This is a genomic window from Novosphingobium sp. SG754 (assembly GCF_013149315.1).
GTDB classification, from domain to species: domain Bacteria; phylum Pseudomonadota; class Alphaproteobacteria; order Sphingomonadales; family Sphingomonadaceae; genus Novosphingobium; species Novosphingobium capsulatum.
Window position 1 is genome coordinate 166,649 of the sequence record NZ_JABGCC010000005.1, and the last position, 18,924, is coordinate 185,572.

Genomic DNA, 18,924 nt, shown 5'->3' on the forward strand with positions numbered 1-18,924 from the left:
GTTCCGGCACCCTTTTTCGTGGCGTCAGTGCAGCAACATCCACAGCGCCATGGCCACCATGGCGAGGTTTTCGGTCAGCGAGACGAAGCCCAACGGCACGTTGCTCGATCCGCCGACGCAGGCGCATTTCAGCTCGCGGCGGTCGACATAGACGGCCTTGAAGACCGAGACCGCGCCGATCGTGCCGATGAACAGCGCCACTGGCACCGACAGCCAGGTCCACACCCCAGCGATCATCAGCACGCCGGCCAGCGCCTCGGCAAAGGGATAGATGCTGGCATAGGGCACCCAGCGCTGGGCGAGCAGGTCATAGCCCAGGAACATCGTGGCGAAGCGATCGAGATCCTGCAGCTTTAGCAGGGCCAGCACGGCCATGCTCATGCCGACGAACCATTCCCCCGCGCGAAGGGTGAACGGCGTGCCGAACGCGGCCTGGCTGGCGGCCAGCGCCATCAGCGCGGTAATGGCAAAGAGCACCGCGACGGGCGTATAGCTGGTGGCCTTGGGATCGGGCACCGAAAGGCCGAAATGCCGGCGTAGATCGTCATAGCCGCCGATCCGCTCGCCATCGATAAACACCTGCGGTGTGGTGCGCACATCGTGCGCCGCCTTGAACGCATCGGTTTCCGCGCGCGTGCGCAGCCAGTGGTCTTCCACCGCAAAGCCGCGCTGGCGCAGCAAGTACCTGGCCTTGAGGCCGAATGGGCAAATATGCTTGTCCATCACCATGCGATAGAGGACGGCGCGGGGGGCGGGAGTGGTCATAGCAGCGGCCTTTTTACAACGGACACCGGCTGGAAACAGCGCAGCTGCACCCCATATAGGGTCCGTACCATGGTACGGAGTCAAGGGATGCCTGCGCAAAATGCTGCTTCTTCACCGCCCGGCCGCCTGACGATCGCCAGCCTGGCCAGCGCGGCAGAAGTGGGCGTGGAAACCGTGCGCTATTACCAGCGGCGCGGGATACTCGAAACGCCCGAGCGCGGGGATGGTGCCGGCGGCGCTATCCGCCGTTATGACGAAAGCCACGTGCGCCGCTTGCGCTTCATCCGCGCTGCCCAGGCCGCCGGGTTTACGCTGGAGCAGATCAGCGAACTGCTCGCGCTGGATGCCACGAGCGATCGTGCCCGCGTGCGCGCATTGGCGGCGCAGCAGATCGCCACGCTCGACGCCAGGATCGCCGCGCTGGAAGAAGCGCGCGCCGCGCTGCAACACCTGGCGCAGGCATGCCATGCTGGCGAGGCCGGACCCTGCCCTATTCTGGCAGCATTCGATCTTTAAAAAACAATTACTTGCCGATCACGTCAGGCGACAAACGGGAACCAAAGGGGGTTTTGGCGATTGATAAGGCGCGTCAGCCGACAGCCACAGCCAAGGAGCGCCCCCATTCCATTCGCCGCCACCATGCCCGCCACACTCCCTGCCCCGCGCCCCGGTTTGCTGGACCGCGCGACCGTGTTTCTCGATATCGATGGCACCCTGCTGGAGCTGGCCGACGACCCCGAAGCCGTGCGCGCTGATGGCCAGACCCGCGCTTTATTGCGCGATCTGGCCGAGCGCCTGGATGGGCGGCTGGCCATGGTCAGCGGGCGTTCGCTCGAACAGATCGACCGCATTCTCGGTCCGATCGCCCAGGCCCTGCCCGTCACCGGCAGTCATGGGCTGGAGTACCGCTGGAACGAAGTATGGGCGCGGCCCGAACGCCTGGCCGTGTTGAATGACGTGGCCAGCGCGTTTCATAGCCTCGCGCAAACCTGGCCGGGCTGCCTGGTCGAGGAAAAGTCATACGGCGTGGCGTTTCACTGGCGCCTGGCGCCGCAAGCGCGCCAACAGGCCGAAACCATGGCTGTGCAACTGGCCGATAGCCACGCTCTCAAGATCCAGCATGGCAAGGATCTGGTCGAACTGCGCATGCCCGGAGGCGACAAGGGGCAGGCCGTGCGCCGCCTGATGGCGCGCAAGGGCATGATCGGCACGCGGCCGGTGTTCTTTGGCGATGACCTGACCGACGAAGCCGGGTTTGCCGCTGCCCGCGCGCTGGGCGGCCATGGCGTGCTGGTGGGCGAGCGGGCGCTCAACGGCAGCAGCACGGCCGCCACCCTGGCCTTGCCCTCGCCGCATGCGGTGCGCGCGTTCCTGCGCGCCTTTGCCGATGGCACGGCGCAGGTGCCGGAATGACCCAGGCACGCATGCAAGAGACGGAAATGACCCAAGACAACAGCCACGCCGCCAGCGTCGATCTTTGGCCGATCGGCAATTGCCAGGTGGCCGGCATGATCGATCGCAGCGGCAGCCTGGTCTGGGGCTGCGTGCCGCGGCTCGATGGCGACCCGACGTTTTGCGCGCTGCTCGACGACAAAGCGCCGGGTGATCCGGCGGCCAAGGGCTTCTGGTCGATCACCCTGGACGACGTGGTGGCGACGCGGCAGCACTATATCCGCAATACTCCGGTGCTGATTACCACCCACACCGATGCCCAAGGCGGCGCGATCGAAGTGGTCGATTTCTGCCCGCGCTACAAGAACCACGGGCGCATGTACCGGCCGGTGGCGTTCGCCCGCATCGTGCGGCGTCTGGCAGGTAGCCCGCGCATCCGCGTGGCACTGCGCCCGGCCAGCGAATGGGGCGCCACCGTTCCGGCGCGCACCAGCGGTTCGCACCATATCCGCTATCTGTTGCAAGATCTGACCCTGCGCCTGTCCACCGATGCGCCGATCGGCTGGGTGAATGACGAGCGATCGTTCCGGGTGGAGCGGACGCTGCATTTCTTCCTGGGGCCGGACGAAAGCTTTGCCAACGATCTGGGCCATGGCCTGGAAGAAATGCTGGCGCGCACGATTGCCGAATGGCGGCACTGGACCCGGGGCCTGGCCACCCCGTTGGAATGGCAGGACGCGGTGATCCGCAGCGCGATCACGCTCAAGCTTTGCCAGTTCGAGGAAACCGGCGCGATCGTGGCGGCACTGACCACCTCGATCCCCGAGCACGCCGATTCCGGGCGCAACTGGGACTATCGCTTCTGCTGGATTCGCGATGCCTATTACACGATCCAGGCGCTCAATCGCCTGGGCGCACTCGATGTGCTGGAAGGCTATCTCGAATATCTGCGCAACGTGGTGGAAGGCGCGCGCGGCGGCCATATCCAGCCGCTCTATGGCCTGGGCGGCGAGGACAAGCTGACCGAGTGGGAGGCACAAGGGCTGCCCGGCTATCGCGGCATGGGGCCGGTGCGCGTGGGCAACCAGGCCTATGAACAGATCCAGCACGATGCCTATGGCCAGATCGTGCTGTGCAACACCCAGGCGTTCATCGACCGCCGGCTCTATCGCATGGCCGGCATGGCCGATTTCGAGGCGCTGGAAGCAGTGGGTGAGCGCGCCTTCCAGGTGCATGACCAGCCCGACGCGGGCCTGTGGGAACTGCGCACGCGCGCCCATGTGCACACCTATTCGGCCGCGATGTGCTGGGCCGCCTGCGATCGGCTGGCCAACATCGCCGCCGAACTGGGCCTGTCCGACCGCGCCGATTTCTGGCAGAACCGCGCCGATGCCATCCGCGCCACGATCGAGGCGCGCGCCTGGCGCCCGGAAACGCAGCGCTTTTCCGCCACGTTTGGTGGGGACGATCTCGACGCCAGCCTGATCCAGCTGCTCGACATGCGCTTCCTGCCGCCCGATGATCCGCGCTTCCAAGGCACCTTGCGCGCGGTGGAAGAAGGCCTGCGCCGTGGCAGCCATATGCTGCGCTATGCCAGCGAGGATGATTTCGGTCTGCCGACGACCGCCTTCAACGTCTGCACGTTCTGGCTGATCGAAGCGCTCCATGCCACCGGGCGGGCGCCGGAAGGGCGCGAACTGTTTGAGGAAATGCTCGCCCGCCGCACCGCGGCCGGGCTGCTGTCAGAAGATATCGACCCCGTTTCCGGGGAGCTGTGGGGCAATTACCCGCAGACCTACTCGCTCGTTGGCATGATCAACTGTGCCGGCCTGCTGAGCAAGCCATGGAGTGCCATAAGGTGAAGCGCCTGATCGTCGTCTCGAACCGTGTCCAGCCGCCCAGCGAGGATGAGCCGGGCAACCAGGGCGGACTGACCGTCGCATTGTCCACCGTGCTGCGCGAAAGCGACGGCATCTGGTTCGGCTGGTCGGGCGGGGAGACCGAAAGCTTTACCGGCCATATCAATTTCCAGAAATCGGCCGGCGTCACCACCGCCACGGTCGATCTGGAGCCGCAGGACATCCACGAATACTATGATGGCTTTGCCAACCGCACGCTGTGGCCGCTGTTCCACTATCGCGTGAGCCTGGCCGAGTTCGAGCGTGGGTTCGTCGATGGCTATGAACGCGTCAACACCCGCTTTGCCGATACGCTGCTGCCGCTGATCGCCAAGGACGATCTGGTGTGGGTGCACGATTACCACCTGATCCCGCTGGGCCAGCGCCTGCGCGAACGGGGCGTGGCCAACCGCATCGGCTTTTTCCTGCACATCCCCTGGCCGCCGATGCGGCTGATGGTGTCGCTGCCCAATCACCAGGAACTGGTCGAATCGCTGTTCGCCTATGACGTGGTGGGCTTTCACACCCACGATTGGCTGGAAAGCTTCATCGATTATGTCCGCGCGCAGATGGACGCCACCATCGGCGAGGACAATACCGTCACCTGGAATGGCCGCACCCTGCGCGCGGTGGTCTGCCCGATCGGCATCGACGCCCAGGAATTTGCCGACACCGCCAATGGCCCGGTGGCAGAAGCAATGCGCCAGCGCATGGAGGAAAGTGCCGGCGGCCGCGCGATGATCGTGGGCGTGGACCGGCTCGACTATTCCAAGGGCCTGCAGGAACGCTTCATCGGCTATGAACGCCTGCTCTCGCAACGCGAAGACCTGCACGAAAAGGTTTTCCTGCTGCAGATCGCCCCGCCCAGCCGCGAAAGCGTGCAGACCTACCAGGAAATCCGCGCCAGCCTGGATTCGCTTTCGGGGCGGATCAATGGCGAGTTTTCCAGCGTGGAATGGGTGCCGCTGCGCTATGTCAACAAGGGCTATCCGCGCGATGTGCTCGCCGGCGTCTATCGCGCGGCCAAGGTGGGCCTGGTCACCCCGTTGCGCGACGGGATGAACCTGGTGGCCAAGGAATTCGTCGCGGCGCAAGACCCGGCCGATCCGGGCGTGCTGGTGCTGTCGAACTTTGCCGGGGCGGCTGCGCAGATGAGCCAGGCGGTGCTGGTCAATCCCTATAGCCCCGAAGAGATCGCCGATGCCCTGGGCCAGGCGCTGACCATGCCGCTGGCCGAACGCCAGGAACGCTGGCGCGCGCTGATGGATACCGTGCTTGAGCAGGACGTGACGTGGTGGCTCGGCCAGTTCATGGCCGCGCTTGATCCTGATGAGGCGCCAGAACCAGCGTTGAGCGCGGCGTGATGGTGACCGTCGCGGCCTGACATGTGGGTAGGGCTTGCCAAAGAGCGATCAAAGATATATCTTAGAACTCGTTCACAGCAATTCCCTGCCCCACTCCGCACAGACAGGCCCCCCGATGACCAGCCAAGCCAGCCAGACCTCCACCCCGCCCTCCGATCCTGCCGACGTGCCGGTGCTGCGCCGCATGCGCCACGAAACCACGCTGCGCACCCTGCGCATCGCCCGGCATGAGCGGCTGACCCCCAACATGATCCGCATCGTGGCCGAAGGGCCCGAACTGGCCGGCTTTGTCAGCGGCGCGCCCGATGATCACATCAAGGTTTTCGTCGAAGGCGGGCCGGATGAGCGGATCATGCGCGATTATACGCCGCGCCACCACGATGCCGCCGCCGGCACCCTGACCATCGATTTCTTCGACCATGAAGGCGGCCCGGTGTCTGACTGGGCGCGCGCGGCCCAGGTGGGCGATCCCATCCGCATCGGCGGCCCGCGCGGTTCGCAGGTGATCGAGGGGCCGATTGCCCATTGGCTGCTAGTAGGCGATGAAACCGCGCTGCCGGCGATCGGCCGCCGCGTGGAGGAACTGCCCGCCGGGGTGCATGCCACGGTGATCGGTGCCGTGCCCGGCGCCGCCGACGAACAGACTTTTGCCACCGCCGCCACGCTGGAAACGCACTGGCTGCATCGCGACGCTGCGGCCGCCACCGATCCTGCGCCGATCATCGCGGCGCTGGCGCAGATCGACCTGCCGCCCGCCACCTTCGTGTGGATTGCGGCCGAAGCCGGCGTGGCGCGCGCCGCCCGCGAATACCTGGTGGAAACGCGCGGCCTCGACAAGCGGTGGATCAAGGCGGCCGGCTATTGGGTGGCGGGCCAAGCGGATTCCTCGGCCAAGAACCTGGGCGAGGCTGACGCGGCCGGTGGGCACTGACCGCCCATGGCCCAGCCTGTCTTGCGAGAAGCCGGCCCTGCCGATGCCCACGCCGTGATCGCGTTGTGGCAGGCGGCGGGGCTGACCCGGCCGTGGAACGATCCGGCCACGGACTATCACCTGGCGATGGCAAACCCGGCCTGCACCGTGATCCTGGCCGAGCAGGAGGGGACGCCTGCGGCCACGATCATGGTCGGCTATGATGGCCATCGCGGCTGGGTCTATTACCTGGGCGTGGCCCCGGCGTTTCAGAGCCAGGGCCTGGGTCGCGCGCTGATGCAAGCGGCCGAACAGTGGCTTGCCGCGCGCGACTGCCCCAAGGTGATGCTGATGATCCGTGCCGACAACCTGGCGACCAAGGCATTCTATGCCGCGCTGGGATACGAACCCCAGGCGGTGGAAACCCTGGGCCGCCGCCTCGACGGGCGGTAGGGTGCCCTACTTCAGCCCGATCAGCGAAATCTCGCGGCCATAGCCCGGCTCTCCGGCATGGGTGGCGCGGCGGAACGAGAAGAAGCGGTCGGGCTGGGCGTAGGTATCTTCGTCCAGCATGCCGATCACGCCCACGCCAAACGCGTGGAGCCGATGCGCGACATAGCCGGGCAGATCGAACCAGGCGTGGCCCGCCTTGCCGGCGCGGAAAAAGCGTTCGTTTTCGGCTGACTGGGCCAGGAAGCGGTCTTCGAACCCTGCGTCCACCTCATAGCTTTTCTGGCCGATGCACGGGCCGACCACCGCCACGATCGCCGCACGATCGGCGCCCAGCGCCTCCATCGCCGCCACCGTGCGATCGGTGACGCCATCGAACGCACCGCGCCAGCCGGCATGGGCCGCGCCGATCACCCCGGCGTGGGGATCGTGAAACAGCACCGGCGCGCAATCGGCGGTCAAAATGCCCAACAGCACGCCACGCTGGCGGGTGACGAGAGCGTCGCCGCGCGGGCGGTCCGCTTCGTCCCACGGCTGGTCCACGGTGATGACATCGGCCGAATGCACCTGATAGGCGCAGACCAGCGTGGCGCCCGGCAGCACCGCCGCAGTGGCGCGGCGGCGGTTTTCGGCCGTGGCGGCCGGGTCATCCTCGCTGCCCCAGCCCACGTTGAGCCCGGCGTGAATGCCAGCAGAAACCCCGCCGCGCCGCCCGAGGAAACCATGCGCGGCGCCGTCCAGCGCGGGGTGGGTGAGAACCTCGACGCTCATCCGTCCAGGCTCTTGCTCACCTGTTCGCGCACATCGCGCGACAGGCGCGGCGCGGCGGCGATCCGCTCCAGCTGCGCACGCATCAGCGCGGCGCGCACCGGCTCGATCCGCCGCCAGCGGCCCAGCGGCGCCACGAACCGTGCCGCCACGTTGCCGTTGATCGGATCGAGTGCCAGGATCAGATCGGCAATCAGCGCATAGCCGGCGCCATCGGCCGCATGGAACGCCTGGGGATTGGCGGCAAACGCCATGTAGAGCGCCCGCACGCGGTTGGGGTTGGTCAGGGTGAAATCGGCATGCTGCGCCAGGGCGCGCACATGATCGAGCGCGCGCGGGTGGAGCGAGCCGGCCTGGAGCGAGAACCACTTGTCGATCACCAGCCGATTGTCGGCAAAGCGAGCGTGGAAATGCGCCAGCGCGTCGTCGCGCGCGGGCACGTCCAGCCCACACAGCACCATCAGCGCGCCCTGGCGATCGGTCATGTTGTCGGCCGCGTCATACTGCGCCTTGGCGCGCTGCGCCGCCTCGACCGGATCGGCAGCAGCGAGATAGACCAGCGCTTGGGTCTTGAGCTTGCGCGCGCCGCGCGCCGCGGCATCAAGGCCATAGGGCACCGCCGTGCAGCGATCGTGCAGGCCGCGCCAAGCGTCGCCCAGTTCACGGCCCAGCCAGGCCTTGAGTGCTTCGCGCTCGGCGTGAACGCGCGCCGGATCGACCGGATTGATCTGCTCGGCCAGATAGGCCTCGCCCGGCAGCATGACCAGTTCGCCGCGCATCAGGTCATCCAGCGCGGCATCGGCCAGGATCGCGCCCAGCGCCCCGCTGATCGCGGCGCGGCCAGCCTCGCGCGATGCATCATCGAGCCGCCCTTCGACCGCCGCCACCAGATGCTGCACCACCAGTTGCTGCATCGCTTCATAGCGGGCAAAGGCATCGTCATCGTGGCCGGCGAGGAACACCAGGTCTTCCACGCTTTGCGGCGCATTGATCGCCACGGGCGCCGAAAACCCGCGGTTGATCGACAGCACCGGCGCCTCGGCAAAGCCGTCAAAGGTAAAGGTCTGCGCGGCGTCAGCCAGCACGATGAGGTGTTCGCCGCCATGGCGGCCGGTAGCCCGATCGAACAGCGCCGTGCGCAGCGGAATGACCATCGGCTGCTTTACCGGCTGGCCCGGCGTGGGCGGCACGGTCTGCTTGAACGCCAGAGTCACCGTGCCGCTGGCGGCATCGTGGGTCATGCCCACGTCCACCTGCGGCGTACCGACCTGCTCGTACCAGCGGCGGAACTGCTTGAGGTCGAGCCCGGCGCCATCCTCGATCGCGGTGACGAAATCCTCGCAGGTCGCGGCCTCGCCATCGTGGCGCTCGAAATAAAGGTCCGTCCCCGCGCGGAACCTTTCCGAGCCGGCCAGCACGGTCATCATGCGGATGACCTCGGCCCCCTTGTTATAGACGGTTGCCGTGTAGAAATTGCTGATTTCCTGATAGGAATCGGGGCGGATCGGGTGCGCCAGCGGTCCCGAATCCTCAGGGAACTGGGCGCTGCGCAACACGCGCACATCCTCGATCCGCTTGACCGGGGCAGAGCCCTGATCAGCCGAGAACTGCTGGTCGCGCAGCACGGTGAAGCCTTCCTTCAGGGAAAGCTGGAACCAGTCGCGGCAGGTCACGCGGTTGCCCGACCAGTTGTGGAAATACTCGTGCGCCACCACGCCTTCCACGCCGTCGTAATCGGCGTCGGTCGCGGTTTCCGGGTCGGCCAGGATATAGCGGGTATTGAAGATGTTCAGCCCCTTGTTCTCCATCGCCCCGGCGTTGAAATCGGAAACAGCCACGATGTTGAACAGGTCGAGATCGTATTCCCGGCCATAGACCTTTTCGTCCCAGTCCATCGAGGCGATCAGCGCGCGCATGGCGTGGGCAGTGCGGGTTTCATCGCCGGCCCGCACCCAGATCGCTAGATCGACATCGCGCCCCGACATGGTGGTGAAGCGGTCGCGCGTGGCAATCAGATCACCGGCGACCAGGGCAAAAAGGTACGACGGCTTGGGCCAGGGATCGTGCCAGATCGCCCAGTGCGTGCCATCGTCTTCCTCGCCGCTGTCCATCGGATTGCCGTTCGACAGCAGCACCGGGAACGCCGCCTTGTCCGCCGTGAGCGTGACGGTATAGCGGCTGAGCACGTCGGGCCGATCGGGGAAGAAGGTGATGCGGCGAAAGCCCTCGGCCTCGCACTGGGTGCACAGCAGCCCGCCCGAGGCATAGAGGCCGGACAGCTGGGTGTTGGCGGTGGGATCGATCGTGGTCTCGATCGTCACCTGGTGCGCATCGCCCGGCAGTTCCACCACCAGATCGTCGCCATCCATGGCCCAGGCACTGTGCGGCTCGCCATCCACGGAGACGCTCTGCGCCACCAGGCCATCGCCGTTGAGGCGCAGCGGCCCGCCATCGCCAGCCGCGTTGCGCTCCACATCGAGCGTCGCGGTCACCTGCGTGGCGGCAAGATCGAGCAGGAAATCGAGCGCGATATCGGGCACCAGCCAGGCAGGCGGGCGATAATCGGCGCGCTGGATCACGACGGGCGGCTGGCTGGCTGAATCCTTCATGGCCCTGACTTAGGAAGCCGGAGGCCAAGGGGCAATTGAGCAAATCGGAAACAGGGGATAATTGCCGGGTTTAAGCCCTCTCTGCTTCGCAAGAAGGGGCTGGGGTGGTGGAGGCCTCGCGCGACCGATGACCGATAGCAAACACAGCGGGACCCCGGATCAAGTCCGGGGTGACGAGGAACAAGCAGATACAGCGCACGAAGGCCACCTGTTCATCTTCGGCATAGGCTATGCCGCGCAAGTCCTGGCCAAGGCCCTGCGCGCGCAAGGCTGGCAGGTCAGCGGCACCGGCCGCGCCGGCACGATCGACTTTGCCGATAGCGCCGCCGTCCACGCCGCCCTGGCGCAGGCCAGCCATGTGTTGTCTTCGGTCCCGCCTGCGCGCGAAGGCGGCGATCCGGTGCTGGGAACCTATGGCGCGGCACTAGCCAACTGGCCGGGCGCGTGGATCGGCTATTGGTCGTCCACCGGGGTCTATGGCGATGCGCGCGGCGCCTGGGTGGATGAAACCGCACCGATCGGCGGCGGGCGGCGTTCCGCGCGTGTGGCGGCAGACCTGGCTTGGCAGGCGCTCGATCCTCGCGTGCGCGTGCTGCGCCTGCCCGGCATCTATGGCCCGGGGCGCAGCATGATCGACAAGCTGCGCGAAGGCACCGCGCATCGCATCATCGCCCGCGACCAGGTGTTCAGCCGCATCCATGTGGACGATATCGCCGGCGCCACGATCGCCGCCTTTGCCGGGCCGCCCGGCGTCTATAATCTGGCCGACGACGAACCGGCCAGCCAGAACGCCGTGGTGGAAGAGGCCGCGCGGCTCACCGGCTTGCCCCTGCCGCCGCTGCTCACCGCCGATGAAGCGCAGCTTTCGCCCATGGCGCGGGGGTTTTATGCCGAAAGCCGCCGCGTTGCCGCGGGCAAGGCGCGCCGCGTGCTGGGCTGGCGCCCGGCCTATCCCACCTATCGCGAAGGGTTGCGCGCCTTGAGCGCCATGACCAGCCCGACCATCGCCAGCGCAGAGCCACCTGCCGCCAGCAGCGACCAGCGATAATCCTCGAACACGGTCGACAGCGCCATGGCCACCACCGGCACCAGCACGCCATTATACGCCGCGCGGCCCGCGCCCATGTCTTTCAGCAGCTGGAAATAGAGCGGGAAGGTGATCACCGAACCCACGATCGCCAGATAGAGCACGCCCGAGACATAGGACCAGGTCCAGTCGACCGTCGGCGGCCCGGCCAGCGCCAGCGCCACCAGTCCGTCGATCAGCGCGCCGATGGTCATGGCCCAGGCCAGGATCGGCACCACCGGTCGCGCCCGCGCCGGGCCCGAGGCCTGGATGACGTTGGCCACCGATGCCGCCAGGATGGAAACCGTCACCATGGCGATGCCCAGCCACGGCGTGGTGGTAGCCGGCGCCACGCGCACTTCGTGCAGGACCAGCAGGGCGATCCCCGCCAGCGCCACGGCCGAACCGGCCCAGAACCCGCGCGGCACGCGTTGCCCCAGAAAGACGTGGGCCAGCACGGCATTGGGTACCATCAGCAGCGCATAGAGCACCGCGACCAGGCCCGATGTCAGGTGCTGTTCGGCGGGATAAAGGAACTGGTAATTGATCGTGAAGTGAAAGAAGCCGATGCCCAGGGCCAGGGTCCAGCCCTGGCGATCGAGCGCGAGGCGATCCCTGCGCAGCACGGCCAGCACAAAGGTGCCCAGCGCCGCCAAGGCAAAGCGATAGCACACAGACCAGCTTGGCGGCACGCTGCCGGCCTGTCCCTTGATCACCAGCCAGGTGGAGCCCCAGATCAGCGCCACGGCCAGGAACGGGATAACCACGCGCGGCCGCCACAGGCTTTCCGGCGGGGCGGGAGAGGCTGCGCTCACAGCGTGCGAATCGCGCGGGCCAGCGCGGCAACATGGGCCGGATCGCTGTTCCAGGCCGTCACCAGCCGGGCCGCACCCGGCGTGCCGACTGGCGCGGGCCAATCATAGAAATCAAACCCCATGCCGCGCAGCGTGGTCTTTTCCACATCGCTCAGCGTCACGAACAGCTCGTTCGCCTCTACCGCGTGCAGCAGGCGTCCGGCGCAGGCCGTGGCCAGTTCCTGCGCGGCGGCATTGGCGGCACGGGCATTGGCCAGCCACAGGTCATGCTCCAGCATGGCCAAGATCTGCGCCGCCAGATAGCGGCCCTTGGATTGCAGATGCCCGGCGCGCTTGCGGCGGAAGCGGATCACATCGGCCAGATCCTCGTCGAACAGCACGATCGCCTCTGCCCCCAGGCCGCCGTTCTTGACGAAGCCAAAGCTCAAGGCATCGACGCCCGCCTGCGCGGTGAGCGCGGCAGGATCGCAATCGAGGAACGCCACGGCATTGGCAAAGCGTGCACCATCCATGTGCAGCATCAGGCCGCGCGTGCGTGCCAGCGAGCCGATCGCGGCCACTTCGTGCGGGCGATAGGCGCGGCCATATTCGCTGGCCTGGGTGATCGAGATGGCATGCGGCTGCACCTGGTGCACGCCGGGGCGAATCGGATCGATCGCGGCGGCAATGCTTTCGGGCGTCAACAGCGCGCCATCGCCCTGGGCCAGGATCAGCTTGGCGCCATGGGTGAAAAAGCCTGGCGCGCCGCCCTCGTCCATCTCGATATGCGCCTCGCGGTGGCAGACCACGGCGCCGTGCGGCGGCACCATCGCGCTCAATGCCAGGCAATTGGCCGCCGTGCCGGTGGCCACCCACAGCGCGGCGCAGGGCGTGCCGAACAGCGCGGAAAACGCCTCGTCCAGCGCGCGGCTCTGCGCATCGGCATCATAGGGAAAGTCGGGCGCGTCGGCGGCCTGCATCGCGGCCCAGACGCGGGGGTGGACGGACGCGGCGTTGTCAGAGAAGAAATGCATGGAAACCGCACTGCCTGCGAAGGCGTTGTGCGGTCAAGCCACCCGTTGTTGCAGGGTGCAGGGAGAACCGCCGTGGACCAGACCGTTTCCATCACCCACGACAACCAGGGCAGCCACGGCGCCTATCATGCCAGCGTGGCCAACGAATCCGCGCAAGGCGTGCTGACCTGGCGCGAGGCAGCGCCCGGCGTGGTCGTGGCCGATCACACCCTGGTGCCCAGCGCCATCGGTGGGCGCGGCGTGGCCGCGCGGCTGGTGGACGCGCTTATTGCCGACGCGCGTGAGCAAGGCTGGAAAGTGGTGCCGGCGTGCAGCTATGTTGCCGCGCAGTTCCGCCGCCATCCCGAATGGGCCGACCTGCAGGCCTGAGCGCGAATGTTTTGATCTGGCTGGGTTTGCCGGGAAATGGTGCTGCTGGGGAGGATTGAACTCCCGACCTCAGCCTTACCAAGGATGCGCTCTACCACTGAGCTACAGCAGCACACCATTTCCGCGAAAGCCGGGGCGCCGGGCGCCTGGGCTTCGTGCCATCGGGGCCTTGCCGCCGGTGGAGGCGCGCTATTGGCCGCACGGGTTGGCAAAGTCAAGCGGGGTTGCCGGCAAAAAATTCGCGCGGCAAAGAACCATGGCCATGAACCTGTCGAAAACCTCATCGCCTGCCGCCCGCCGCGAAGAGCGCCTTGCCCAGCGCCTGCGCGAGAACCTGCGCCGCCGCAAAGCACAGGCGCGCGCGCTTTCAGAGACCCAAGAAGAAATGGCGCCGCAGCGCGGGGAGAATGGCGGCGAATCGGCGTGACTCGCCTTTCCAAATCGCCCCCGGCCCGCTAGGGGCCGCGTTCTCTTGTCTCCTTTCTTGCAGCAGGAAGCCTCGATGCCCCGTTTGATCCTGATTCGTCACGGCCAGTCGCAATGGAACCTGGAAAACCGCTTCACCGGCTGGTGGGACGTTGATGTGACCGAAAAGGGCGCGGCCGAAGCCTTTGCCGCCGGCCAGCTGCTGAAAGACAAGGGCGTGCTGCCCACTGTCGCGTTCACCTCGCTCCAGACCCGCGCGATCAAGACGCTGCACCTGGCGCTGGAAGCCGCCGGCCGCCTGTGGGTGCCGGAAACCAAGGACTGGCGCCTCAACGAGCGGCACTATGGCGGGCTGACTGGCCTCGACAAGGCCGAAACCGCCGCCAAGCATGGTGACGAGCAGGTCAAGGTGTGGCGCCGCAGCTTCGACATTCCGCCGCCGGTGCTCGAAGCGGGCAGCGCGTTCGATCTGGCCAGCGATCCGCGCTATGCCGGCATTCCTGTGCCCGCCACCGAAAGCCTCAAGGACACCATCGCCCGCGTGCTGCCGGCCTATGAAGAGCTGATCGTACCCGCGCTCAAGGCCGGGGAAACCGTGATCGTTTCGGCCCATGGCAATTCGCTGCGCGCGCTGGTCAAGCACCTGTCGGGCATTTCCGATGCCGATATCACCGGCCTCGAAATCCCCACCGGCCAGCCGATCGTCTATGAACTGGACGACAACCTGGCCGAAGTGGAACGCTATTACCTGTCGGAGCGCTGAGGAGCGCACCGACGCCCGATGGGGGATTTGGGATGAGTGAAAGTGCGCAAGTCGGCGCGCAGGTTGCCATCATCATGGGCAGCCAGTCCGACTGGGAAACGATGAAGAACGCCGCCGCCGTGCTGGAAAAGCTGGGGGTGGCCCACGAATGCCGCATCGTTTCGGCCCATCGCACGCCTGATCGGCTGGTGGACTTTGCCAAGACCGCGCATACCGCCGGCTTCAAGGTGGTGATCGCCGGGGCCGGCGGCGCGGCGCACCTGCCGGGCATGGTCGCATCGATGACGCATCTGCCGGTGCTGGGCGTGCCGGTGGAATCCAAGGCGCTCAAGGGCATGGATAGCCTGCTCTCGATCGTGCAGATGCCGGGCGGCATTCCGGTGGGCACCCTGGCGATCGGCGCGCCGGGCGCCACCAATGCCGGCATCCTGGCGGCATCGATCCTGGCGACGACCGACGCGGCACTGGCGCAGCGCCTGATCGCGTTCCGCCAGGCGCAGACGGATGCCGTAGCCGAGCGTCCGCAATGAAGACCTTTGGCCCTGGCGCGACGATCGGCATCCTGGGCGGCGGGCAACTGGGCCGGATGATGGCCCTGGCCGCCGCGCAGCTGGGCTATTGCGCGCATGTCTATGCCCCCGAACCGCGCGCGGAATCCGTCGCGGCGCAGGTAAGCGCGGCCTATACCCAGGGCACGTATGACGACGAAGCCGCGCTCGCTGCCTTTGCCGCGCAAGTCGCGGTCGTCACTTATGAATTCGAGAACGTGGCCGCCGCGCCGCTGGCCGCGATCCTGCCCCATGCCGCGCTGTTCCCGCCCGCGCGCGCGCTGGAAGTGGCGCAGGACCGGGTGAACGAGAAATCGTTCGTGGAAACGCTGGGCGGCCGCCCGGCGCCGTGGATGCAGGTGGACGGGGCGGAGGATCTTGCCCGCGCCGTGGCAACGATCGGTGCCCCCGGCATTCTCAAGACCCGGCGCGATGGCTATGACGGCAAGGGCCAGTGGCGCATCATGACCCCGGCCGACGCCGCCGGGCTGGACTTGCCCGCCGTGCCGCTGATCTACGAAGGCTTCGTCGAGTTCTTCGGCGAATTCTCGGTGATCCTGGTGCGCGCCCAGGATGGCAGCGTGCAGTTCTGGGACAGCGCCCGCAACGAGCACGAAGACGGCATTCTGGCCCGCTCCACCGTGCCCGCCCCGGCCGAGATCGCCGCACAAGTGCCCGCCGCGCGCGCACTGGCAGAAAAGGTTGCCGCCGCGCTGGACTATGTCGGCGTGCTGACGCTGGAATTCTTTGCGACGCAGGATGGCCCGGTGTTCAACGAAATGGCGCCGCGCGTGCACAATTCCGGGCACTGGAGCATCGAAGGCGCCATCGCCAGCCAGTTCGAGAATCACGTGCGCGCGATCCTGGGCCTGCCGCTGGGCAGCACCGAACTCGTCACCCAGGGCGCGGTGATGGACAACCTGATCGGCGAAGCGGCCGATGCCTGGCCGCAACTGCTGGCCGATCCGGCCAATCACCTGCACCTCTATGGCAAGGCGGAAACGCGCCCGGGCCGCAAGATGGGCCATGTTACCCGGCTGGTGCAGTAAGCCATGGGCGCGGCGTTGTTCCTGATCGTGGCGCGGGCCCAGGACGGCACGATCGGCGACAAGGGCAAGCTCGCCTGGCACATTCCCGCCGATCTCAAGCGGTTCAAGGCCCTGACCATGGGCAAGCCGATGATCATGGGCCGCAAGACCTTCGAATCGCTGCCCGGCCTGCTGCCCGGCCGCCGCCATGTGGTGCTGACCCGCGATGCCGCCTGGTCGGCGCCGGGCGCGCAGGTGGTACACAGCCTGGACGAAGCGCTGGCGAGCGTGGCCGACGAGGCGGAAGCGGCAGTGATCGGCGGGGCGGAAATGCTGGCGCTGTTTGCGCCGCTGGCCCGCCGCTTTGAACTGACCGAAGTGCATGGCGCGTTTGGCGGCGATACGACGATGCCCTATCCCGATGCCGCCTGGCACGAGATTGCCCGCAGCGAACATGATGCCGGCCCCGGCCACCCGGCCTATGCCTTTGTCACGCTGGAACGGGCCGATGCACAACAAGAAGGCAGCTCGCCATGATCCGGCTCTATGCACGCGAGCGCGTGCCTGAAAACTGGCGCGGCGCCATCGTGGCGCTGGGCAATTTCGACGGGTTCCACCTGGGCCATCAGGCCGTGGTGGCCGAAGCGGTGCGCTGGGCGCGGGCCGAAGGCCGCCTGGTGATGATCGCCACGTTCGATCCCCATCCGGTCTGCCATTTCGATCCCAAGGCGCCGCCGTTCCGCCTCACCTCGCTCGACCAGCGGCAGGAACTGTTCGCCGCCGCTGGCGCCGATGCCATGCTGGTGTTCGAATTCGACGCCACCCTGGCCCAGACCAGCGCGCAGGATTTCGTGGGCCAGTTGCTGGCCGATCGCATCGGCGCCGCCGGCGTGGTGACCGGCGAGGATTTCACCTTTGGCAAGCAGCGCGGCGGCAACATCTCCGTGCTGCGTGAACTGGGCGCACAATATGGGCTTTCCGCCCGCGCGGTGGGCCCGGTGCAGCGCGACGGCGTGGTGGTGTCATCCAGCCGCGTGCGCGAAGCGCTCAAGGCCGGCGATTGCGCCACGGCGGCGGCGCTGCTGACGCGGCCCTTTGCCATTCGCGGCATTGTCCAGCATGGCGACAAGGTTGGCCGCACGATCAATTTCCCCACCGCCAACCTGGCCATGGGCAAGTATCTGCGCCCGGCCTATGGCATCTATGCCGTCAAGGGCCGCCTGTGCGACGGGCGCGAACTGCTGGGTGCGGCCAACGTGGGCATCCGCCCCACGTTCGATCCGCCCAAGGAACTGCTGGAGCCGCACTTCTTCGATTTCACCGGCGATCTCTATGGCCAGGAAATTGAAGTCAGCTTCCACCACTTCCTGCGCCCCGAGGCCAAGTTCGACAGCCTGGATGCGCTGGTGGCGCAAATGGCGCGCGATTGCCTGGAAGCGCGCCGGCTGCTGGAAAACGCCTGATTTTTCCTCCGTTTCGACGCGATTGGCGGCTGCCTGGTTGACAGGCCAGCCCGCCACGGCTTGATCGCGCGGGGCCCGATCTTATCGGGCTGGGTGGAAAGGACATGGCATGGTGTGGTTGCGGGGCGCTCTGTTTACCGGGGCGCTGGCCTTTCTGGTGCTTACCTTCGTCAATGCCAGCTGGATCGTCACCGCCGCGCCCGGGCGGCCGCGCCTGATCGCCAACGGCGGCATCACCCAGGATTACAAGCCGGGCGGGCGCAATGCCCCTTGCCCGGCGCGGGAAATCCTGCCCCCACTCCATGCCATTCTCGAAGATACCGCCCGCTCGGTGTTCACAGCGCGGCGCATGGGCGCCGATTACGTGGCGATCGACGTGGTGCGCACGGCCGACAACCACCTCGCGCTCTATCCCGACGCCGATCTGGGTTGCCGCACCGAGGCGACCGGCCCGGTCACGCAGATGACCATGGCCGGGCTGGCCCGGCTCGACGCGGCCTATGGCTATAGCGCCGATGGCGGGAAGACCTTTCCCCTGCGCGGCAAGGGGCGCGGGCTGATCCCCTCGCTAGACGAGATCCTGGCCGCCAGCGCGAGCGGCCGCTTTATCTATCGCTTTCCCGGCAACGACGTGGCCGCCGTGCCGCTGCTGGTCGACGCGCTCAAGCGCAATGGCCATGATGCACGCGCGCTGGGCGAGGGCTTTGTCGGCAATGCCGCGCTGGTGGCAGCGGTGAACCAGGCGCTGCCCGGCGCCTGGACGATCGACCCTGTCCAAAGCCGCACCTGCACCAACGATTATCGCTGGAAGGGCTGGACCTCGCTGGTGCCGGCCAGCTGCCAGGGCGCCACGATGATCGCCGCGCTCGAAGACAGCTTTCCCAAGGGCGCGATGACGCTGTGGGGCTGGCCCAACCGCGTGCAGCAGCGGATCGAGGGCGTGGGCGGCCATGTCATGGCGGTGGCCAGCGAAGGCAGCGGCGATGCCCTGGGCACCGGCCTGCGCCACGCGCGCGAACTGCCGCAAGTGCCCGCATCGTTCCACGGCACCGTGCTGATCGACAATTTCTGGACCGTCGGCCCCGCCCTGCGCCCCGACATGGACGCGCGCACCAACGCCGAAGCCGTCGCCGCGCAGGACCGCGACGAGAACACGCCATGATGGGAGGCAGTGTCGCCCCCACTCCCAACCCCAACCTGTTCGTCACCCCGGACTTGATCCGGGGTCCAGCTTCTTCTGGCTACCTTGCGCTGCTCGTCGAAGAATAGCGGGACCC

Annotated in this window: 20 protein-coding genes and 1 tRNA gene; 15 read left to right on the plus strand and 6 right to left on the minus strand. The window is 67.1% G+C overall.

Annotated elements, in window-relative coordinates:
* Positions 1-24: 24 nt before the first annotated feature.
* Entirely contained in the window at positions 25-765 is a 741-nt protein-coding gene (locus FHW97_RS13905; protein WP_168351933.1) for a MauE/DoxX family redox-associated membrane protein, read from the minus strand.
* Positions 766-852: 87 nt separating this feature from the next.
* Between FHW97_RS13905 and FHW97_RS13910 the strand changes: the two genes are divergently transcribed.
* The 6 genes from FHW97_RS13910 to FHW97_RS13935 all read left to right on the plus strand — a co-directional run bounded on the left by FHW97_RS13910 (position 853) and on the right by FHW97_RS13935 (position 6,782).
* The gene (locus tag FHW97_RS13910) at positions 853-1,281 is read left to right on the plus strand and encodes a MerR family DNA-binding protein (protein WP_171799252.1); all 429 of its coding nucleotides are present in this window, start codon (positions 853-855) and stop codon (positions 1,279-1,281) included.
* Between the two features lie 123 nt (positions 1,282-1,404).
* Entirely contained in the window at positions 1,405-2,178 is a 774-nt protein-coding gene (gene otsB, locus FHW97_RS13915) for a trehalose-phosphatase (RefSeq protein WP_168351935.1), read from the plus strand.
* Between the two features lie 26 nt (positions 2,179-2,204).
* On the plus strand, positions 2,205-4,019 hold the full coding sequence (locus tag FHW97_RS13920; protein ID WP_168351936.1) for a glycoside hydrolase family 15 protein: 1,815 nt from the start codon (positions 2,205-2,207) through the stop codon (positions 4,017-4,019).
* Positions 4,016-5,419, plus strand: a complete 1,404-nt coding sequence (locus FHW97_RS13925; protein ID WP_370525409.1) for a trehalose-6-phosphate synthase — start codon at positions 4,016-4,018, stop codon at positions 5,417-5,419. The genes FHW97_RS13920 and FHW97_RS13925 overlap by 4 nt, the downstream gene beginning before the upstream one ends.
* Before the next feature lie 115 nt (positions 5,420-5,534).
* On the plus strand, positions 5,535-6,350 hold the full coding sequence (locus FHW97_RS13930) for a siderophore-interacting protein (RefSeq protein ID WP_168351938.1): 816 nt from the start codon (positions 5,535-5,537) through the stop codon (positions 6,348-6,350).
* A 6-nt stretch (positions 6,351-6,356) separates the two neighbouring features.
* Positions 6,357-6,782 carry a GNAT family acetyltransferase gene (locus FHW97_RS13935; RefSeq protein ID WP_168351939.1) on the plus strand — a complete coding sequence of 142 codons (426 nt, stop codon included), beginning with the start codon at positions 6,357-6,359 and terminating at the stop codon, positions 6,780-6,782.
* 6 nt (positions 6,783-6,788) lie between these two features.
* Here FHW97_RS13935 and pgeF read toward each other — a convergent pair whose 3' ends face one another.
* Complete coding sequence (gene pgeF, locus FHW97_RS13940) at positions 6,789-7,550, minus strand: peptidoglycan editing factor PgeF (RefSeq protein ID WP_054131788.1); 762 nt, start codon at positions 7,548-7,550, stop codon at positions 6,789-6,791.
* Positions 7,547-10,156, minus strand: a complete 2,610-nt coding sequence (pepN, locus tag FHW97_RS13945) for an aminopeptidase N (RefSeq protein ID WP_168351940.1) — start codon at positions 10,154-10,156, stop codon at positions 7,547-7,549. Before pepN ends, pgeF begins: the two co-directional genes overlap by 4 nt.
* A gap of 127 nt (positions 10,157-10,283) precedes the next feature.
* Between pepN and FHW97_RS13950 the strand changes: the two genes are divergently transcribed.
* On the plus strand, positions 10,284-11,204 hold the full coding sequence (locus FHW97_RS13950; protein WP_370525410.1) for an SDR family NAD(P)-dependent oxidoreductase: 921 nt from the start codon (positions 10,284-10,286) through the stop codon (positions 11,202-11,204).
* Here FHW97_RS13950 and FHW97_RS13955 read toward each other — a convergent pair.
* Positions 11,114-12,037 (minus strand): DMT family transporter, encoded by a 924-nt coding sequence (locus FHW97_RS13955; RefSeq protein WP_062783556.1) that lies wholly within the window; start codon positions 12,035-12,037, stop codon positions 11,114-11,116. The two genes, FHW97_RS13950 and FHW97_RS13955, sit on opposite strands and share 91 nt — an antisense overlap.
* A complete protein-coding gene (locus tag FHW97_RS13960; RefSeq protein ID WP_022676790.1) occupies positions 12,034-13,050 on the minus strand; it encodes a low specificity L-threonine aldolase in 1,017 nt (338 codons plus the stop codon). The genes FHW97_RS13955 and FHW97_RS13960 overlap by 4 nt, the downstream gene beginning before the upstream one ends.
* Positions 13,051-13,122: 72 nt before the next feature.
* On the opposite strand from FHW97_RS13960, the gene FHW97_RS13965 reads away from it, so the two are divergent.
* On the plus strand, positions 13,123-13,419 hold the full coding sequence (locus FHW97_RS13965; RefSeq protein ID WP_022676789.1) for a GNAT family N-acetyltransferase: 297 nt from the start codon (positions 13,123-13,125) through the stop codon (positions 13,417-13,419).
* A gap of 37 nt (positions 13,420-13,456) precedes the next feature.
* Here FHW97_RS13965 and FHW97_RS13970 read toward each other — a convergent pair.
* A tRNA-Thr gene (locus FHW97_RS13970) sits at positions 13,457-13,531 on the minus strand.
* A gap of 150 nt (positions 13,532-13,681) precedes the next feature.
* Here FHW97_RS13970 and FHW97_RS13975 point away from each other — a divergent pair.
* From FHW97_RS13975 to FHW97_RS14005, 7 genes are all read left to right on the plus strand, one after another.
* Positions 13,682-13,846 carry a hypothetical protein gene (locus FHW97_RS13975; protein ID WP_168351911.1) on the plus strand — a complete coding sequence of 55 codons (165 nt, stop codon included), beginning with the start codon at positions 13,682-13,684 and terminating at the stop codon, positions 13,844-13,846.
* 75 nt (positions 13,847-13,921) lie between these two features.
* Positions 13,922-14,608 (plus strand): 2,3-diphosphoglycerate-dependent phosphoglycerate mutase, encoded by a 687-nt coding sequence (gene gpmA / locus FHW97_RS13980; RefSeq protein ID WP_028657981.1) that lies wholly within the window; start codon positions 13,922-13,924, stop codon positions 14,606-14,608.
* Positions 14,609-14,640: 32 nt separating this feature from the next.
* Positions 14,641-15,138 (plus strand): 5-(carboxyamino)imidazole ribonucleotide mutase, encoded by a 498-nt coding sequence (purE, locus tag FHW97_RS13985; RefSeq protein WP_054131784.1) that lies wholly within the window; start codon positions 14,641-14,643, stop codon positions 15,136-15,138.
* Positions 15,135-16,205 carry a 5-(carboxyamino)imidazole ribonucleotide synthase gene (locus FHW97_RS13990; protein ID WP_168351941.1) on the plus strand — a complete coding sequence of 357 codons (1,071 nt, stop codon included), beginning with the start codon at positions 15,135-15,137 and terminating at the stop codon, positions 16,203-16,205. The genes purE and FHW97_RS13990 overlap by 4 nt, the downstream gene beginning before the upstream one ends.
* A gap of 3 nt (positions 16,206-16,208) precedes the next feature.
* Complete coding sequence (locus FHW97_RS13995; RefSeq protein ID WP_168351942.1) at positions 16,209-16,721, plus strand: dihydrofolate reductase; 513 nt, start codon at positions 16,209-16,211, stop codon at positions 16,719-16,721.
* Complete coding sequence (locus tag FHW97_RS14000) at positions 16,718-17,647, plus strand: bifunctional riboflavin kinase/FAD synthetase (RefSeq protein ID WP_171799254.1); 930 nt, start codon at positions 16,718-16,720, stop codon at positions 17,645-17,647. Before FHW97_RS13995 ends, FHW97_RS14000 begins: the two co-directional genes overlap by 4 nt.
* Before the next feature lie 109 nt (positions 17,648-17,756).
* Complete coding sequence (locus tag FHW97_RS14005) at positions 17,757-18,809, plus strand: glycerophosphodiester phosphodiesterase family protein (protein WP_168351943.1); 1,053 nt, start codon at positions 17,757-17,759, stop codon at positions 18,807-18,809.
* Positions 18,810-18,924 lie beyond the last annotated feature (115 nt).

Coding starts and splice junctions, on each gene's coding strand:
- FHW97_RS13905 (WP_168351933.1), bottom strand. CDS start 765: ATGACCACTCCCGCCCCCCGCGCCGTCCTCTATCGCATGGTGATGGAC.
- FHW97_RS13910 (WP_171799252.1), top strand. CDS start 853: ATGCCTGCGCAAAATGCTGCTTCTTCACCGCCCGGCCGCCTGACGATC.
- otsB (WP_168351935.1), top strand. CDS start 1,405: ATGCCCGCCACACTCCCTGCCCCGCGCCCCGGTTTGCTGGACCGCGCG.
- FHW97_RS13920 (WP_168351936.1), top strand. CDS start 2,205: ATGACCCAAGACAACAGCCACGCCGCCAGCGTCGATCTTTGGCCGATC.
- FHW97_RS13930 (WP_168351938.1), top strand. CDS start 5,535: ATGACCAGCCAAGCCAGCCAGACCTCCACCCCGCCCTCCGATCCTGCC.
- FHW97_RS13935 (WP_168351939.1), top strand. CDS start 6,357: ATGGCCCAGCCTGTCTTGCGAGAAGCCGGCCCTGCCGATGCCCACGCC.
- pgeF (WP_054131788.1), bottom strand. CDS start 7,550: ATGAGCGTCGAGGTTCTCACCCACCCCGCGCTGGACGGCGCCGCGCAT.
- pepN (WP_168351940.1), bottom strand. CDS start 10,156: ATGAAGGATTCAGCCAGCCAGCCGCCCGTCGTGATCCAGCGCGCCGAT.
- FHW97_RS13950 (WP_370525410.1), top strand. CDS start 10,284: ATGACCGATAGCAAACACAGCGGGACCCCGGATCAAGTCCGGGGTGAC.
- FHW97_RS13960 (WP_022676790.1), bottom strand. CDS start 13,050: ATGCATTTCTTCTCTGACAACGCCGCGTCCGTCCACCCCCGCGTCTGG.
- FHW97_RS13975 (WP_168351911.1), top strand. CDS start 13,682: ATGAACCTGTCGAAAACCTCATCGCCTGCCGCCCGCCGCGAAGAGCGC.
- gpmA (WP_028657981.1), top strand. CDS start 13,922: ATGCCCCGTTTGATCCTGATTCGTCACGGCCAGTCGCAATGGAACCTG.
- purE (WP_054131784.1), top strand. CDS start 14,641: ATGAGTGAAAGTGCGCAAGTCGGCGCGCAGGTTGCCATCATCATGGGC.
- FHW97_RS13990 (WP_168351941.1), top strand. CDS start 15,135: ATGAAGACCTTTGGCCCTGGCGCGACGATCGGCATCCTGGGCGGCGGG.
- FHW97_RS13995 (WP_168351942.1), top strand. CDS start 16,209: ATGGGCGCGGCGTTGTTCCTGATCGTGGCGCGGGCCCAGGACGGCACG.
- FHW97_RS14000 (WP_171799254.1), top strand. CDS start 16,718: ATGATCCGGCTCTATGCACGCGAGCGCGTGCCTGAAAACTGGCGCGGC.
- FHW97_RS14005 (WP_168351943.1), top strand. CDS start 17,757: ATGGTGTGGTTGCGGGGCGCTCTGTTTACCGGGGCGCTGGCCTTTCTG.